Raw genomic sequence first — 15,911 nt, forward strand, 5'->3', positions numbered from 1 at the left:
GGTCCCCGCGGCCCGCGGCTCGCTTTCTTCATTTTGTTCGCCTCGCGTATGTCGCGATGTATCGCGTCTCGGTTACGATTGCCGTCCAGTTGCTGCCGAGCGCTGCCCATATGGGCGGACTTATGCCTTGATTGAGTCTGGAATTGACCCAACCCGGGGAGTGCCAACATGCCAGGCGCTATTCACGCCGAGGGTCTGGTGAAGACCTTCGGTGACGTAAAGGCTCTGGACGGCGTCGATCTCGACGTACCGGAAGGAACCGTGCTCGGACTGCTCGGCCCCAATGGCGCCGGCAAGACCACCGCGGTGCGCGTGCTCACCACGCTGCTGCGCCCGGACAGCGGAACGGCGGTGGTCGCGGGGGTGGACGTGCTCAAGAACCCCAACGAGGTCCGTCGCTCCATCGGGTTGTCCGGCCAGTTCGCCGCCGTCGACGAGTATCTGACCGGCCGTGAGAACCTCCAAATGGTCGGCCAGCTCTACCAGATGGGAGCGCGGGAGGCCAAGGCCCGCGCGAGTGAGCTGCTGGAGCGGTTCAGCCTCGCGGACGCGGCCGACCGCACCGCCAAGACGTACTCCGGCGGGATGCGCCGACGGCTGGACCTCGCCGCGGCCCTGGTGGTCAGCCCGCCCGTGATGTTCATGGACGAGCCCACCACCGGTCTGGACCCGCGCAACAGACAGGCGCTGTGGGAGGTCATCCAGGAGCTGGTGGCCGGCGGTACGACGCTGCTGCTGACCACGCAGTATCTGGAGGAGGCGGACCACCTGGCGCATGACATCTGCGTGATCGACCGCGGCCGGGTCATCGCCCGCGGCACCTCCGACCAGCTCAAGGCCCGTACGGGCGGTGAGCGCGTGGAGGTCGTGGTGCATGAGCGCGAGGACATCGCGGCCGCCGAGGAAGTGCTGCGGGTCCTGGGCAAGGGCGAGACGACCGTGCAGGAGCACACCCGTAAGGTCACCGTCCCGGTCGTGGGCGGCGCCAAGCTGCTCGCCGAGGTCATCCGCGAACTGGACACCCGTGGTGTCGAGATCGACGACATCGGGCTGCGCCGCCCGACCCTGGACGACGTATTCATCTCGCTCACCGGCCATGGCGCCGGGAAGGGGGAGGCGAAATGAGCACGATGAGCGATTCCCTGGTCATCGCCCGACGGAATCTGATCCGAATGACCAGAATTCCCGAAATGGTCCTCTTTGGACTGGTTCAGCCAGTGATGTTCGTGATCCTCTTCACGTACGTCTTCGGCGGCTCGATGAAGATCGGCAACAGCACCGACCCGGACGTCTACAAGAACTTCCTGATGGCCGGGATCTTCGCGCAGACCGTGACCTTCGCCACCGCGGGCGCGGGCGCGGGGATCGCGGAGGACATGCACAAGGGGTTGATCGACCGGTTCCGCTCGCTGCCGATGGCCCGGGGCGCGGTGCTCACCGGCCGGACCTTCGCCGATCTGGTGCAGACGACGCTCACCCTGGTGGTGCTGGCCGTCGTCGCGCTGATCGTGGGCTGGCGCCCCGGCTTCGCGGGCTCGACCAACATCGGGAAGATCCTGGGCGGCTTCGGTCTGCTGCTCCTCCTGGGATACGCCTTCACCTGGATCGGGGCGCTGATCGGGCTGTCCGTCCGCACCCCGGAGGCGGCGACCTCCGGCGGTCTGATCTGGCTGTTCCCGGTGACGTTCATCTCGAACGCCTTCGTGGACTCCAGCCAGATGACCCCGTGGCTGCGGCATATCGCCGAATGGAACCCGTTCAGCGCCACCGTGCAGGCATGCCGTCAGCTCTTCGGTGACCCCGGTCTGTCCCGGTCCGGCGCCTGGCCGATGCAGCATCCGGTCTGGGCGTCGCTGATCTACTCGGCCCTGATCATTGTGGTCTTCCGGACGCTGGCGGTGCGCAAGTACCGCTCGGCTACCGCCTGACCGGTTCTTCGGGGAGCACGGAGGCCAGGGAGCACGGGGGCCAGGGGGCGCGGTGGCCCGCGGGCGCGGGGGAGCCCCGGCCGTTCGGCCGGGGCTTCCCATCGGGCGTTCAGCCCTGGTAGGGCTTGGCCTCCAGGATTCGCACCGAGGCGGTGCGGCCGTTGGGGAGCTCGTACTCCGCGTCCTGGCCGACCTTCTTGCCGTTCACACCCGAACCCAGCGGGGACTGCGGCGAGTAGGTCTCGACGTCCGCGCTCGCGTACTCACGGGAGGCGAGCAGGAACGTCAGGGTGTCGTCGGGGTCGCCGTCGAAGGCGATGGTGACCACCATGCCGGGGGCGACCACGCCGGTGTCCGCGGGTGCCTCGCCGACCTTCGCCTGTTGCAGGAGCTGCGTCAGTTGACGCACTCGGAGCTCCTGCTTGCCCTGCTCCTCCTTGGCGGCGTGGTAACCCCCGTTCTCCCGGAGGTCACCCTCCTCCCGGGCAGCCTCGATCTTCTTCGCGATCTCGACACGTGCGGGACCCGACAGGTACTCCAGCTCTGCCTTGAGCTGGTCGTACGCCTCCTGGGTCAGCCAGGTGACGTTCTCGCTGGTCTGGGTCACAGGTGCTCCTCGTCGGTACTGGGAATACAAATGAACGCCCTACTCAGAAGGGTGCGCCTTCGTCGCCGGGCGAAACCACGAGCCTAACAATTCCGGCAAGAAACGGGGAGGAGGGAACCGGGCGCAATGCGTAGGAAACGCGTCAGTGCTGGTCAGATCGGGGCAGGCGCCCGACACGTCCTGTTCGATTATCGAACGGACGCGCAGTCGATCAACTCGGCGCTGGTCGCCCGGGCCGTGGTCCGTACGGTCACGACCTTGACCATGTCCTCCTGGCGCTGGCCGAAGGTGAAGTCCTTCCGGCCCACCTCGTCGTGGTACTTGTCCAGGGTACGCACCGTGCAGACACCGGTCGCGTTCTTTTCCTTGGAGATCTCCAGCCGGACCTCGACGGCGTCGTCGGCGACCACCTTGAAACCGGTCAACCGTCCGCTGACGTCCTGACCGGCGATGTAGTCGTACCCGAACCACGCGATCAGGGCCAGCAGCCCGGCACCGAGCACGGCGCCGACGATCTTCAGCGTCCGGTCGGCACGCGCGTCCGCGGACCGGCCGTAACGCCCGTCGGGCAGCCCCTCGCGCACCGCGGCCATCGGCGTTCCTCCTGCTGGGGGAGAGATCGGAATTATTCGTCCCCGGTTTAGGTCACTATAGAAGCCGCCTTCCACGACGAATCACTGAGGATCGAACTTGACTGAGCAGTTGCGTTTGATGGCCGTGCACGCGCACCCGGATGACGAGTCGAGCAAGGGCGCGGCCACCATGGCCAAGTACGTGTCCGAGGGGGTGGACGTGCTGGTCGCCACCTGCACCGGCGGTGAGCGCGGCTCCATTCTCAACCCCAAGCTCCAGGGTGACCCCTACATCGAGGAGCACATTCACGAGGTCCGCGCCAAGGAGATGGACGAGGCGCGCCAGATCCTCGGGGTCAGGCAGGAGTGGCTGGGCTTCGTGGACTCCGGACTGCCCGAGGGCGATCCGCTGCCGCCACTGCCCGAGGGCTGCTTCGCACTCCAGGACGTGGAGGCCGCGGCGGAGCCCCTGGTGAAGCTGATCCGGACGTTCAAGCCGCAGGTGATCACCACCTATGACGAGAACGGCGGCTATCCGCACCCGGACCACATCATGACCCACAAGATCTCGATGGTGGCCTTCGAGGCGGCCGGTGATCCCGAGAAGTACCCGGAGGCGGGCGAGCCCTGGCAGCCGCAGAAGCTCTACTACAACCAGGGCTTCAACCGGGCGCGCACCGTGGCGCTGCACGAGGCGCTGCTGGCCCGCGGGCTGGACTCGCCGTACGGGGAGTGGCTGGAGCGCTGGAAGACGTTCGGGCGGCCCGAGCGCACCCTGACCACCTATGTGCCCTGCGCCGATTTCTTCGAGATCCGCGACAAGGCGCTGATCGCGCACCGTACGCAGATCGACCCCGACGGCGGCTGGTTCCGGGTGCCCATGGACATCCAGAAGGAGGTCTGGCCCACCGAGGAGTACGAGCTCGCCAAGTCGCTCGTGGACACTTCCCTCCCCGAGGACGACCTCTTCGCGGGCATCCGCAACAATTGAGCCCATGATGAGCGCCACCAGCACCCTCGCCATGACGCATCTCGTCCCGCTCGCCAAGGACCTGGACGAGAACAAGGTGACCCCGGGCGTCCTCGGTTTCATCGTCTTCGCCGTGATCGGCGGGGCGGTGTGGCTGCTGATGAAGTCCATGAACAAGCACATGAAGCGGGTGAACTTCGAGGAGGCGCCGGAGGAGCCCGGCAAGGCTCCGGCGGCCGCCTCCACCGAAGGCGCCAAGGGCGAGGAGCGCACGGCCTGACTCCTGGCCGGGCCTGACTCCTGGCCGGGCCTGACCCCTGACTGGGCCTGACCCCTGACTGGGCCTGACTCCTGGCCGGGCCTGACCGCGTGTCCCGCGAGCGGGACGCCACGGCCCGGGAGCGCTCAGGCGCGAGGCCGGTCCGGCAGCACGGCCATGACCTCGCGCGAGTGGCGGCTCGGCACCATGCCGAGCTGCCATGCCTGCCACCCCGTCTCCGGCTCGACGCCGCGCTCCAGCACCAGCGCGAACGCCTCCGCGCACCCCTCCAGCCGGGAATCGCCCGCCGTGCCCTCCTCGCGCATCTCCCGCAACAGCTCCGCCAGCTCCTCCTGGGCCACCGCCGTGCCGATCACCGAACCGCCCGCGGAGGCGAACGGCAGCAGGGTGCAGCGCAGGAACCGGGCCCAGGAGCGGCCGCGCCGGTCCCCGTACCCCGCGAACAGCACCGCCGCCTCGTCCACCAGCTCCAGGGCCTGCGCCGCCTTGCCGTTTCCCGCGTCGATCACCGCAAGCTCGACACAGGACCAGGCCTCGCCATGGGCCACGCCCACCCGGCGGAAGTCCTGCCGCGCGTCCTGGAGCAGCTGCCGGGCGAAGCCGCTGTTGCGCAGCGAGCCCGTCTGCGCCGCCCGCAGATCACGGGTGACCCGCGCCGAGTGATGCCGGGCACACGCCAGCCCGTACACATCCCGCATCCGGCTGAACATCGTGCGGGCCCGCTCCAGCTCCCGCACCGCCGAGTCGTGGTCGCCGCGCTCCTCCAGCGCCTGGCCCAGGTAGTACAGCGTCCATGCCTCACCCCGCGCGTCCTCGTTCTCCCGGTGGCGGGCAAGGGCCTGGCGCAGCTGGTCGACGGCCGTCGACGCCTCCCCGGCCACCAGCCGGGCCCGGGCGAGCTGGGTGAGCGCCCATGCCTCACCGCGCTGGTCATGGGTGCGGCTGTAGGCGTCCAGCGCCTCCCCCAGCTCGGTCTCGGCGCGCGGCACATCGCCCATCCGCAGACATGCCTGGCCGAGCTGGAAGTGCGCCCACGCCTGGCCGTGCAGGCTCTCGCTCTCCTGGTGCAGCTCCAGGGCGTCGCCCAGCAGCTCCAGCGCCTCGGCCAGCCCGCCGCGGTCACGCTCCACCGCCGCCAGCGCGTGCATCGTCCAGGCCCGGTCGCCGCGCAGCTCCTCGGCCCGCTGGAGCTCCAGCGCCTCGCGCAGCTTCGCCGCGGCCTCCACGAGATTGCCCTGGTGGTGCAGGGTGATGCCGAGACTGCACAGGGCGCGGGCCGCCCCCGCCTGGTGCTGGGCCTCGAAATACAGGTCCACCACCGAGGAGAGCGTGGTGCGGGCCTGGTCCAGCTCGCCGAGCTGGCGGGCCGCGATACCGGTGCGCCACTGCACGGACCGCATCAGCAGCCCCTGGTCGACGGCCTGGGTGAGCTCGCTGATCTCGCCCAGCCGGTAGAGATCGCCGCGCAGCAGGCAGTAGTCGCACAGCGCGCCCAGGAGGTGGAGCACCGCTGACTGGTCCACGCCCTCGGCATGGCGCAGCGCGGCGGTGATGAAGCTCGATTCGTCGTCCAGCCAGCGCAGCGCCGCGTCCAGCGAGGCGAAGCCATGGGCCGCGCCCTTGCCGAAGATGTCGGCCCGGGTGGAGGTCTTGCCGTCGACCAGCCGGATCACCGAGTCCGCGAGCTCGGCATAGCTGCGGATCAGCCGCTCCTGCGCGGCGGTGCGCTGCTCCGGCTGCTCCTCGTCCAGCAGCCGGGCGTGGGCGAAGGAGCGCACCAGGTCATGGAGGCGGTAGCGGCTCCCGCGCACATGCTGGATCAGCCCGGCCCGGCCGAGCGCCGCCAGATGGCGGCCGGCCTCCTGCTCATCGGCGTCCAGCAGCGCCGCGGCCGCCGCACCGCCCAGGCTGGCCCGCCCGGCCAGCGCCAGCCGGCGCAGCAGCCGCCTGGCGCCCTCCTGCTGGTCGGTGTAGCGCAGCCACAGGGTGCGCTCGATCGCGCCCACCGGGCCGTACGCCTCCAGGTCGGTGACCAGGGCGGCGGGGGAGCGGGGGCCGAGCGAGGAGCCCGCGATGCGCAGCGCCAGCGGCAGCCGCCCGCACAGCTCGGCGATCCGCTCCACGGACTGCCCGTCGTAGGGGCCCGCGCCGGTGGGCTCCTCGGCGGAGGCCCGCAGCAGCTCCTCGGCGCCCGGCTCGTCCAGCGGGCCCACCTCGATCCGGTGCACCCAGGCGGCGAGGTCGTCCGGCAGGCCGAGCGGGGTGCGCGAGGTGATCAGCACCAGGCCGTCGGACCGCTCGGGGATCAGCGTGCGCACCTGCTCGGCGTCGCGGGCGTCATCGAGCACGATGGTGACCGGCAGCCCGGTCAGATACTGGTGATACAGCTCGGTGAGCCGTCTGATGTGCTGGTCCTGCGAGGAGCGCTCCCGGAAGAGCAGCTGGTCACGGGGTGCGCCGAGCCGGTTCAGCAGATGCAGCAGCGCGTCGCGGGTGGGCAGCGGGGCCTGCTCGGGGCTGTCGCCGCGCAGATCGACCAGGCAAGCGCCGCGGAACTCATCGCGCAGATGGTGGGCCGCCCGCACGGCCAGCATGGTCCGGCCGGAGCCCGGCGGACCCTCCAGCAGCACCACCGTGGGTTTGGTCTCGGTGGACGCGCGGGCCTGCCGCACCCACTGCGCGATCTGTGTGATCTGCGCATGGCGCCCGGCGAACGGGCCGTCCGCCTCGGGGAGATGGGCGAAGGACTGCTCCAGCACGGTGCGCCTGCGGGCCGCCTGGCTGCGGTCCGCGCCGCGCAGCTTCGGCTGCCCGGTGGCGGAGGCGGAGCGCTTCGCCGAACCGACGCCCTGGCGGGTGGCGGCCGTGGTCATCCGGTGCTGGTCGATGAACGGCCGGATGCCCCGCACCTCGACCGCCGTGAGCCACTGAAGCCGCAACTGCTCGGCGCCACCGGGCTGGTTGCGCAGCGCGGCCTGGCGGTGGGCGGCCGGCCAGTGGCCCGCGGTGAGCTTGACGACGGCGGCGGCCGACCCGGCCACGGCGGCCGTGACCCCCGCGCCCAGCGCCGTGCCCGCCGAGGTGCCATACCCGAGATCGGCGCCGAAGGCCGCCACCGCGGCGACCGCCGCGGCCAGCGCCGGGGTGCCCAGCTGCCCGCGCGACAGCCGGGCGGAGAGTGGTCTGCTGCCCGCGTCCGACTCGTCCAGCGCGCGCACATACGCCCCGTACTCCTCCGCGGCGGCGGCGGTCATCTCGTCGAGCGCGCCGCGCGCCCGGCTGAGCAGCACCCCGCCGTCGGTGCGCCCGCCCGAGCGGCGCACCTCCTCCTCCACGGCCCGCGACAGCAGCCGCTCGACTTCCGTCCGGTGGCTGTCCCGCAGCACCGCCAGTGACGCCGGCATAGTGATCCCCCTCTTCCAGCAGTGCCATCAGTCTTCCGTTTCTGGCTCTTATCCGGCAGTCCTGTGGATAACTCCCCTGTGGATAACTTCGCCTGTCTCGCCGGGTGGGGGAGGATGGAGCCATGCCGAACCGTCTGGCGCACGAAACGTCCCCCTATCTGCTCCAACACGCCGAGAACCCGGTCGACTGGTGGCCGTGGTCGGATGAGGCGTTCGAGGAAGCGCGTCGCCGCGGGGTGCCCGTGCTGCTGAGCGTCGGCTATTCGAGCTGCCACTGGTGCCATGTCATGGCGCACGAGTCGTTCGAGGACAAGGCGACCGCCGATTACCTCAACGCCCACTTCGTCTCCGTGAAGGTCGACCGCGAGGAGCGGCCGGACGTCGACGCGGTGTACATGGAGGCCGTGCAGGCCGCCACCGGCCAGGGCGGCTGGCCCATGACGGTCTTCCTGACCCCGGAGGCCCAGCCGTTCTACTTCGGCACATACTTCCCGCCCCGCCCCCGGCCCGGGATGCCGTCCTTCCGGCAGGTGCTGGAGGGGGTGAGCACCGCCTGGTCGGACCGCCGCGACGAGGTGCGGGACGTCGCCGGCCGGATCGTGGAGGACCTGTCCCAGCGCGGCGGTATCGCCCTGGGGTCGGACGCGCCGCAGCCGCCGGGCGAGGAGGATCTGCACAGCGCGCTCATGGCCCTGACCCGCGAATTCGACACCACCCGCGGCGGATTCGGCGGTGCGCCGAAGTTCCCGCCGTCGATGGCGCTGGAGTTCCTGCTCCGCCACCACGCACGCACCGGCTCCGAGGGCGCGCTCCAGATGGTGTCGGCCACCTGCGAGGCGATGGCCCGCGGGGGTATCTACGACCAGCTCGGCGGCGGTTTCGCCCGCTATTCCGTCGACGCCACCTGGACCGTGCCCCATTTCGAGAAGATGCTGTACGACAACGCGCTGCTGTGCCGGGTCTACGCCCATCTGTGGCGGGCCACCGGCTCGGACCTCGCGCGCCGAGTCGCCCTGGAGACGGCGGACTTCATGGTCCGCGAGCTGCGCACCCAACAGGGCGGTTTCGCCTCCGCGCTGGACGCCGACAGTGACGACGGCACCGGCAGGCATGTCGAGGGCGCGTACTACGTGTGGACCCCCGAGCGGCTGAGCGAGGTGCTGGGGGAGGCCGACGCGGAGTTCGCCGCCGGGTATTTCGGCGTCACGCGCGAGGGCACCTTCGAGCACGGGGCCTCCGTGCTCCAGCTGCCCGACGGGGAGCGGCTGACGGACGCCACCCGCGTCGCCTCCGTACGGGAGCGACTGCTGGCCGCCCGGGAGCTGCGGGCCCGCCCCGGCCGCGACGACAAGATCGTCGCGGCGTGGAACGGGCTGGCCATCGCGGCGCTCGCCGAGACCGGCGCCTATTTCGACCGCCCCGACCTGGTGAACGCCGCGACCGAGGCCGCCGAGCTGCTGGTCCGCATCCACATGGACCAGCGCGGGCGGCTGGCCCGCACCTCGCTCAACGGCACCGCGGGCGGCCACGCGGGCGTGCTCGAGGACTACGGGGATGTGGCCGAGGGCTTCCTCGCGCTGTCCGCCGTCACCGGCGACGGTGCGTGGGTGGAGTTCGCCGGGCTGCTCCTGGACACCGTGCTGAGCCGGTTCACCGATGAGGACGGCACGCTGTTCGACACCGCCGATGACGCCGAGACGCTCATCCGCCGCCCCCAGGACCCGACGGACAACGCGGCGCCGTCCGGCTGGACGGCCGCCGCCGGGGCCCTGCTGTCCTACGCGGCCATCACCGGCGGAGCGCGCCATCGGGAGGGTGCCGAGCGCGCCCTCGCCGTGGTGCGGGCCCTCGGCCCCCGGGTGCCCCGCTTCATCGGCTGGGGCCTGGCCGTGGCCGAGGCCCGGCTCGACGGGCCTCGCGAGGTGGCCGTGGTCGGCCCCGGCGACGACCCGGCGACCCGCGCCCTGCACCGCGCCGCGCTGCTCGCCACCGCCCCCGGGGCCGTCGTCGCGGTCGGCGAGCCCGGCTCCGGCGAGATCCCGCTCCTCCAGGACCGCCCGCTCCTGGAGGGCCGCCCGGCGGCCTACGTCTGCCGCGGCTTCACCTGCGACGCACCCACGGCCGACGTCGAGGCCCTGACGGCCAAGCTGGGGGGTTGACCGGGGGCGTTGGCGGCCCGCGCCGCGCGTCGCCCGCCGGGCCCGCCGACGTACGGTGCGTGGGCCCGGGGCCGCGGAGGGGGTGGGCCCGGCGCCGCGACGAGTCCGGACGGTGCCGGGGTCCGGGGGCGTCCGGTGACTGGGTCCGGGGCCGGTCCGGTGCGGCGACGGGCCGGTGCGGAGCCGGGTTCGGGGGCCGCGAGGGGGGCTTGTCCGGTGCCGGGGATGGAGCTGGGTCCGGAGGCGCGACGGGGCTTGTCCGGGGCCGTAACGCAGCCGGACCAGCTCCGGTCCGGAGCTGGTCCGGGCCCGCGACGCGGCCGCGCGCCGGGACGCCGCTACAGCGGGAGGCCCTGGGACAGCATGTCCAAGGCGCGGTCGATGCTTTCCTCCATGGCCGCCATCGCCGCGTCCTCCGCCGCGCTCTGGTCGGCGCAGTGGAAGAGCGTTTCCTGGAGGACGCCCAGGACGGCTCCGACCACGACCCGCACCTCGAAGTCCTCCGGTGACCGGTCGCTGCGCTCGGCCAGGACCTCGGCGAGCAGGGCGCCGGTCCGGGACATGCTCTCGCTCATCCGGGCGCGCAGCCCCGGTACCTGGCGGATCAGGGTGAGGCGGACCAGCATCTCCTGCCGCTCGTCACCGGCGAACTGCCGGAACAGGTCGAGCAGGACGCGCCGCAGCGAGGCGACCGGCGGTTCGTCCAGCGGCCGGTCCCGGAGCGCGGCGAGCAGGACATCGTCGTACTCGTCGGAGAGGACGATGTCCTCCTTGGTGGGGAAGTAGCGGAAGACGGTGCTGGGGGAGACATCGGCGGCCTCCGCGATGCGGTCCACCGGGGTCGCGTCGTAGCCCTGCTCGGTGAACAGCCGGTAGGCGGCGCGCCGGATCGCCTGCCGGGTCTGGATCTTCTTGCGTTCGCGCAGCCCGAGCTTGGGCCGCGCGGACGTGGTACGTGCGGAAGCCATGGATCTCATTGTCGGGCATCGGCGGTCTCCTGGACCATGGCGCCTTGATCGGCGGGGACCGTACGCGGCAGGAGGGTCGCGACGAGCGCCGCCGCCGCGAGGGAGGTGATGGTCGGCAGGGCGATGTTGAGGATCGTGGTGTCGAAGCCGATCACCAGGGTGCTGGCGACGAGGGCTGCGAGAGTGCACCAGCGACGTGGGTCCGGCCGTGGGTCCGGCCGTGGGTCCAGGCGTGAGTCCGGCCGTGGGTTCGGGACAGCGGACATGGCACACCTCCGAGAGTTACCGTCAAATGACAGTAACTCTCAAAAGATGTATGAGCTGTCAATCGGGGGTGTCTGTCAGGCGTGCTGATAGGCCACCAGGGAGATGCCGACGTAGTGCACGACGAAGGCGGCCAGCGTGAAGCTGTGGAACACCTCGTGGAAGCCGAACCAGCGGGGTGAGGGGTTCGGGCGCTTGGTGCCGTAGATCACCGCGCCCACGCTGTAGAGCAGCCCGCCGACGACGATCAGCGTCATCACGGCGATACCGCCGGTGCGCAGGAAGTCGGGCAGGAAGAAGATGGCCGCCCAGCCCAGCGCGATGTAGCACGGGGTGTACAGCCAGCGCGGGGCGCCGACCCAGAAGACCCGGAAGGCGATTCCGGCGAGCGCTCCGGCCCACACCAGCCACAGCAGCAACTGCTGTTTGCCGTGTGGCAGGAGCAGCAGCGTGAAGGGCGTATAGGTGCCCGCGATGATCAGGAAGATATTGGCGTGGTCCAGCCGCCGCAGCACCGCGGCGGTGCGCGGCCCCCAATTGCCGCGGTGGTAAAGGGCGCTGGTGCCGAACAGCGCGCATGCGGTGAGGGTGTAGATGGCGCAGGCCAGCCGTCCGCGCGGACTGTCGGCGAGGGCCGTCAGTACCACGCCCGCGACCAGCGCGGCGGGAAACATGCCGGCGTGCAGCCAGCCGCGCAGCATCGGCTTCAGCGGGAGCGGCGGGACCGCTTGGGGCCCTGGGGGATTCTCAACGGCGGCATCGGGCGCGGCGGCAGTCATGGCGCTCATGCTACCTACGCCACCGTAAGTTACCGGTCCATGTCGAGTGGTGATGGTCACCAGGGCGCCCACTGGACAGATGGCCCGTACAGTCGGATGATCAAATGAGCGCGGTCGGCACCGGATGAGCTGAGCATCCGGGTCGCAGCCCCCAAGGGGTAGCTGTCTCCATAATCGGATATGAGTGCACATATCCGTCCAAACCCTCAATCAAGACGCCGGAGCGAGTGCGGTTCCGGCGGGATGGAGCGATCGTGGCGCCCAGCAATGTGGCTTCCTCCCTCACGACCACCCCGAGCCCCACGAACCACCAGGAGCTGGTCTCCTGGGTCGGCGAGATCGCCGCCCTCACCCAGCCGGACCGGGTGGTGTGGTGCGACGGCTCGGAGGCGGAGTACGACCGCCTGTGCGCGGAACTCGTCGAGAAGGGCACCTTCAAGCGCCTTGACTCGATCAAGCGCCCCAACTCGTACTACGCCGCGTCCGATCCGAGCGATGTGGCGCGCGTCGAGGACCGTACGTTCATATGCTCCGAGAAGGAGGCGGACGCGGGCCCGACGAACCACTGGAAACACCCCGACGAGATGCGCGAGATCTTCGTCGGGGAACAGGGCGTCTTCCGGGGTTCGATGCGCGGCCGGACCATGTACGTCGTGCCCTTCTGCATGGGCCCGCTCGGCTCGCCGCTCTCCGCGATCGGCGTCGAGATCACCGACTCCGCCTACGTGGCGGTCTCCATGCGCACCATGACCCGCATGGGGCAGGAGGTCCTCGACGTCCTCGGGGACGAGGGCTTCTTCGTCAAGGCCGTCCACACCCTCGGCGCCCCGCTGGAGCCGGGCCAGGCCGATGTGCCCTGGCCGTGCAACCCGACCAAGTACATCTCGCACTTCCCGGAGTCGCGGGAGATCTGGTCGTACGGCTCCGGCTACGGCGGTAACGCCCTGCTCGGCAAGAAGTGCTACGCCCTGCGCATCGCCTCGGTGATGGCGCGGGACGAGGGCTGGCTCGCCGAGCACATGCTGATCCTCAAGCTCACCCCGCCGCGTGGGGAGGCCAAGTACGTGGCCGCGGCGTTCCCGAGCGCGTGCGGCAAGACCAACCTCGCGATGCTGGAGCCGACCATCCCCGGCTGGACGGTCGAGACGATCGGCGACGACATCGCCTGGATGCGGTTCGGCGAGGACGGCAGGCTGTACGCGATCAACCCCGAGGCGGGCTTCTTCGGCGTCGCGCCCGGCACCGGTGAGCACACCAACGCCAACGCGATGAAGACCCTGTGGGGGAACTCGGTCTTCACCAACGTGGCGCTCACCGACGACGGCGACGTGTGGTGGGAAGGCATGACCGAGGAGCCGCCCGCCCATCTGACCGACTGGAAGGGCAACGACTGGACCCCGGCGAGCGAGACGCCCGCGGCCCACCCCAACGCCCGCTTCACCGTGCCGGCCGGTCAGTGCCCGATCATCGCGCCCGAGTGGGAGGACCCCAGGGGCGTGCCGATCTCGGCGATCCTCTTCGGCGGCCGCCGGGCCAGCGCCGTTCCGCTGGTGACCGAGTCCTTCGACTGGCAGCACGGTGTCTTCCTCGGCGCCAACGTGGCGAGCGAGAAGACCGCCGCGGCCGAGGGCAAGGTCGGCGAGCTGCGCCGCGACCCGTTCGCCATGCTGCCGTTCTGCGGCTACAACATGGGCGACTACATGGCGCATTGGGTGGAGGTCGGCAAGAACGCCGACGCCGCCAAGCTGCCGAAGATCTACTACGTCAACTGGTTCCGCAAGGACGCCGACGGGCGCTTCGTCTGGCCGGGCTTCGGCGAGAACAGCCGGGTGCTGAAGTGGATCGTCGACCGCCTGGACGGCAAGGCCGAGGGCGTGGAGTCCCCGATCGGGGTGCTGCCGACGCCCGAGGCGCTGGACACCGACGGTCTGGACCTCGACGACGCCTCGCTCGAGCTGCTGCTCACGGTCGACAAGGAGGTCTGGCGCGATGAGGCCGGGCTGGTGCCGGACCACCTCAACACCTTCGGCGAGCACACGCCCAAGGAGATGTGGGACGAGTACCACGCACTGGTGAAGCGCCTGGGCTGAGCCACCCGCTCACCCCGCTCCATGGGCCGGGGCCCGCGCCTTCGGGCGCGGGCCCCGGCCGTGCGCCCTCTTCGGTCGTCAGCTCACGTCGGCGGTCGAGGGGGCTCAGGCCGCGAGGCCCAGGGCGGTCGCGTGGGAGCGCATGCGCTCGGCCGCCAGCGTCGTGGCCGCCGTGTCGTCGCGGGACGTGGCCACCACCAGGGCCCATCCGGCCAGGGTGTGGGCGCGCTGGTGGAGGGCGGCGATATGCGCCGGGTCCGTGGCCGCCGCCGTGGGGGCCGCGCGCAGCGGGGCGTGGCCGTCGCGCAGACGGGTGGCCTGCTCGGCGAGGCGCTGGGCGGCGTCGTCGAGGGTGGGGTCCGGGGTGAGGGTGCGCAGCTCGTCCGTCACGGTGAGCAGTGCGGTCAGATGTCCGGCCAGCCGGATGTCCAGCTCTTCCTCGCGGGAGCGGTGCGGGAAGTCGGGCTTGGGCTCGGCCATGCTGTGGACCGACTTGGTGCGGATCGGTTCGTACATGGATGGCCTCCAAGAGGTGAGGAGGCCATCCTAACTTAGACTCTGTCTAAAGTTGAGCAGTAACTAAAAGATCAGGGTTGGCCGTATCCGTCCAGGAAGTTCCCGATCCTGGTCACCGCGTCGGCGAGATCCTTCTTGGCGGGCAGCGTCACGATGCGGAAGTGATCCGGCTCGGGCCAGTTGAACCCCGTGCCGTGCACGATCATGATCTTCTCGGCCCGCAGCAGATCCAGGACCATCTGCCGGTCGTCCTTGATCTTGTAGACCTTGGGGTCCAGCTTAGGGAACGCGTACAGCGCGCCCTTGGGCTTCACGCAGCTGACGCCCGGGATCTGGGTCAGCAGCTCGTACGCCGTGTCCCGCTGCTCCACCAGCCGGCCGCCCGGGAGCACCAGGTCGTTGATCGACTGACGGCCGCCGAGCGCCGTGGCCACCGCGTGCTGCGCCGGCATATTGGCGCACAGCCGCATATTGGCCAGGATCGTCAGCCCCTCCAGATAGCTGGAGGCGTGCGACTTCGGGCCGCAGACCGCGACCCAGCCGCTGCGGTAGCCCGCCACCCGGTACGCCTTGGAGAGCCCGTTGAAGGTGAGGGTCAGCAGGTCCGGGGCGACGGCGGTGGTCGGGGTGTGGGTGGCGCCGTCGTAGAGGATCTTGTCGTAGATCTCGTCGGAGCAGACGATCAGCTGGTGGCGGCGGGCGATGTCGGTGAGGCCGCGCAGCATCTCCTCGCCGTAGACGGCGCCCGTGGGGTTGTTCGGGTTGATGATGACGAGCGCCTTGGTGCGGTCGGTGACCTTGCGCTCGATGTCGGCGAGGTCCGGCAGCCAGTCCGACTGCTCGTCGCAGCGGTAGTGGACGGCGGTGCCGCCGGCGAGCGAGACCGCGGCGGTCCACAGCGGATAGTCGGGGGCGGGGACGAGGACCTCGTCGCCGTCGTCCAGCAGCCCCTGCATCGACATCTGGATCAGCTCCGAGACGCCGTTGCCGAGGAAGATGTCCTCGACATCGAGGTCGATGCCCTGGGTCTGGTAGTGCTGCATCACCGCGCGCCGCGCGGACAGCAGGCCCTTGGCGTCGCCGTAGCCGTGGGCGTCGCCGAGGTTCCGGAGCATGTCCTCGAGGATCTCCGGGGGGCATTCGAAGCCGAAGGTCGCCGGATTTCCGGTGTTGAGCTTGAGGATGCGGTGTCCTGCCGCCTCCAGCCGCATCGCCTCCTCGAGCACCGGGCCACGGATTTCGTAGCAGACGTTGGCGAGCTTCGTGGACTGGATCACCTGCATGTCGGCCACCTTACGGCGGTGCATCCGGGGCCGCTCGGTGTTTTTCGCCACGTGGACGGTGTACAGGGGCACCGGGCGGTGGTGGCCGCGA

General features: G+C 70.5%; 14 protein-coding genes. 6 read left to right on the forward strand and 8 right to left on the reverse strand.

Annotated features, from left to right (window positions below):
* The first annotated feature begins 168 nt into the window (after nt 1-168).
* Nucleotides 169-1,125, forward strand: a complete 957-nt coding sequence (locus KHP12_RS31835) for an ATP-binding cassette domain-containing protein (RefSeq protein ID WP_086882973.1) — start codon at nt 169-171, stop codon at nt 1,123-1,125.
* Nucleotides 1,122-1,928 (forward strand): ABC transporter permease, encoded by an 807-nt coding sequence (locus KHP12_RS31840; RefSeq protein WP_208653085.1) that lies wholly within the window; start codon nt 1,122-1,124, stop codon nt 1,926-1,928. Before KHP12_RS31835 ends, KHP12_RS31840 begins: the two co-directional genes overlap by 4 nt.
* Before the next feature lie 109 nt (nt 1,929-2,037).
* On the opposite strand, the gene greA is transcribed toward KHP12_RS31840, so the two are convergent.
* Together greA and KHP12_RS31850 are read right to left on the reverse strand one after the other, a co-directional pair.
* Nucleotides 2,038-2,535, reverse strand: coding sequence for a transcription elongation factor GreA (gene greA / locus KHP12_RS31845; RefSeq protein ID WP_020868807.1), 498 nt, complete (start codon nt 2,533-2,535; stop codon nt 2,038-2,040).
* 188 nt (nt 2,536-2,723) lie between these two features.
* Nucleotides 2,724-3,128, reverse strand: coding sequence for a DUF4307 domain-containing protein (locus tag KHP12_RS31850; RefSeq protein WP_086882971.1), 405 nt, complete (start codon nt 3,126-3,128; stop codon nt 2,724-2,726).
* A 97-nt stretch (nt 3,129-3,225) separates the two neighbouring features.
* Between KHP12_RS31850 and mca the strand changes: the two genes are divergently transcribed.
* Both mca and KHP12_RS31860 read left to right on the forward strand, forming a co-directional pair.
* Nucleotides 3,226-4,098 (forward strand): mycothiol conjugate amidase Mca, encoded by an 873-nt coding sequence (gene mca, locus KHP12_RS31855; protein WP_037950758.1) that lies wholly within the window; start codon nt 3,226-3,228, stop codon nt 4,096-4,098.
* 7 nt (nt 4,099-4,105) lie between these two features.
* Nucleotides 4,106-4,357, forward strand: coding sequence for an RAMP4 family protein (locus tag KHP12_RS31860; protein ID WP_086882970.1), 252 nt, complete (start codon nt 4,106-4,108; stop codon nt 4,355-4,357).
* Nucleotides 4,358-4,482: 125 nt separating this feature from the next.
* On the opposite strand, the gene KHP12_RS31865 is transcribed toward KHP12_RS31860, so the two are convergent.
* Nucleotides 4,483-7,761, reverse strand: coding sequence for a tetratricopeptide repeat protein (locus tag KHP12_RS31865; RefSeq protein WP_086882969.1), 3,279 nt, complete (start codon nt 7,759-7,761; stop codon nt 4,483-4,485).
* A gap of 122 nt (nt 7,762-7,883) precedes the next feature.
* Here KHP12_RS31865 and KHP12_RS31870 point away from each other — a divergent pair, with 122 nt between their 5' ends.
* A complete protein-coding gene (locus KHP12_RS31870) occupies nt 7,884-9,920 on the forward strand; it encodes a thioredoxin domain-containing protein (protein WP_086882968.1) in 2,037 nt (678 codons plus the stop codon).
* A gap of 338 nt (nt 9,921-10,258) precedes the next feature.
* Here the strand turns inward: KHP12_RS31870 and KHP12_RS31875 are convergent, their stop codons facing one another.
* The 3 genes from KHP12_RS31875 to trhA form a co-directional block, all read right to left on the reverse strand.
* The gene (locus KHP12_RS31875; RefSeq protein WP_086882967.1) at nt 10,259-10,897 is read right to left on the reverse strand and encodes a TetR/AcrR family transcriptional regulator; all 639 of its coding nucleotides are present in this window, start codon (nt 10,895-10,897) and stop codon (nt 10,259-10,261) included.
* The gene (locus KHP12_RS31880) at nt 10,894-11,154 is read right to left on the reverse strand and encodes a hypothetical protein (protein ID WP_086882966.1); all 261 of its coding nucleotides are present in this window, start codon (nt 11,152-11,154) and stop codon (nt 10,894-10,896) included. The genes KHP12_RS31875 and KHP12_RS31880 overlap by 4 nt, the downstream gene beginning before the upstream one ends.
* Nucleotides 11,155-11,229: 75 nt before the next feature.
* A complete protein-coding gene (gene trhA / locus KHP12_RS31885; RefSeq protein WP_086882965.1) occupies nt 11,230-11,931 on the reverse strand; it encodes a PAQR family membrane homeostasis protein TrhA in 702 nt (233 codons plus the stop codon).
* A gap of 254 nt (nt 11,932-12,185) precedes the next feature.
* On the opposite strand from trhA, the gene KHP12_RS31890 reads away from it, so the two are divergent.
* Nucleotides 12,186-14,021 carry a phosphoenolpyruvate carboxykinase (GTP) gene (locus tag KHP12_RS31890; RefSeq protein WP_208653084.1) on the forward strand — a complete coding sequence of 612 codons (1,836 nt, stop codon included), beginning with the start codon at nt 12,186-12,188 and terminating at the stop codon, nt 14,019-14,021.
* A 105-nt stretch (nt 14,022-14,126) separates the two neighbouring features.
* On the opposite strand, the gene KHP12_RS31895 is transcribed toward KHP12_RS31890, so the two are convergent.
* Together KHP12_RS31895 and KHP12_RS31900 are read right to left on the reverse strand one after the other, a co-directional pair.
* A complete protein-coding gene (locus KHP12_RS31895) occupies nt 14,127-14,537 on the reverse strand; it encodes an SCO4983 family protein (protein WP_037950742.1) in 411 nt (136 codons plus the stop codon).
* A gap of 71 nt (nt 14,538-14,608) precedes the next feature.
* Complete coding sequence (locus KHP12_RS31900; RefSeq protein WP_037950741.1) at nt 14,609-15,820, reverse strand: pyridoxal phosphate-dependent aminotransferase; 1,212 nt, start codon at nt 15,818-15,820, stop codon at nt 14,609-14,611.
* Between the last annotated feature and the right edge of the window lie 91 nt (nt 15,821-15,911).

The organism is Streptomyces asiaticus (assembly GCF_018138715.1).
Taxonomy (GTDB): Bacteria; Actinomycetota; Actinomycetes; order Streptomycetales; family Streptomycetaceae; genus Streptomyces; species Streptomyces asiaticus.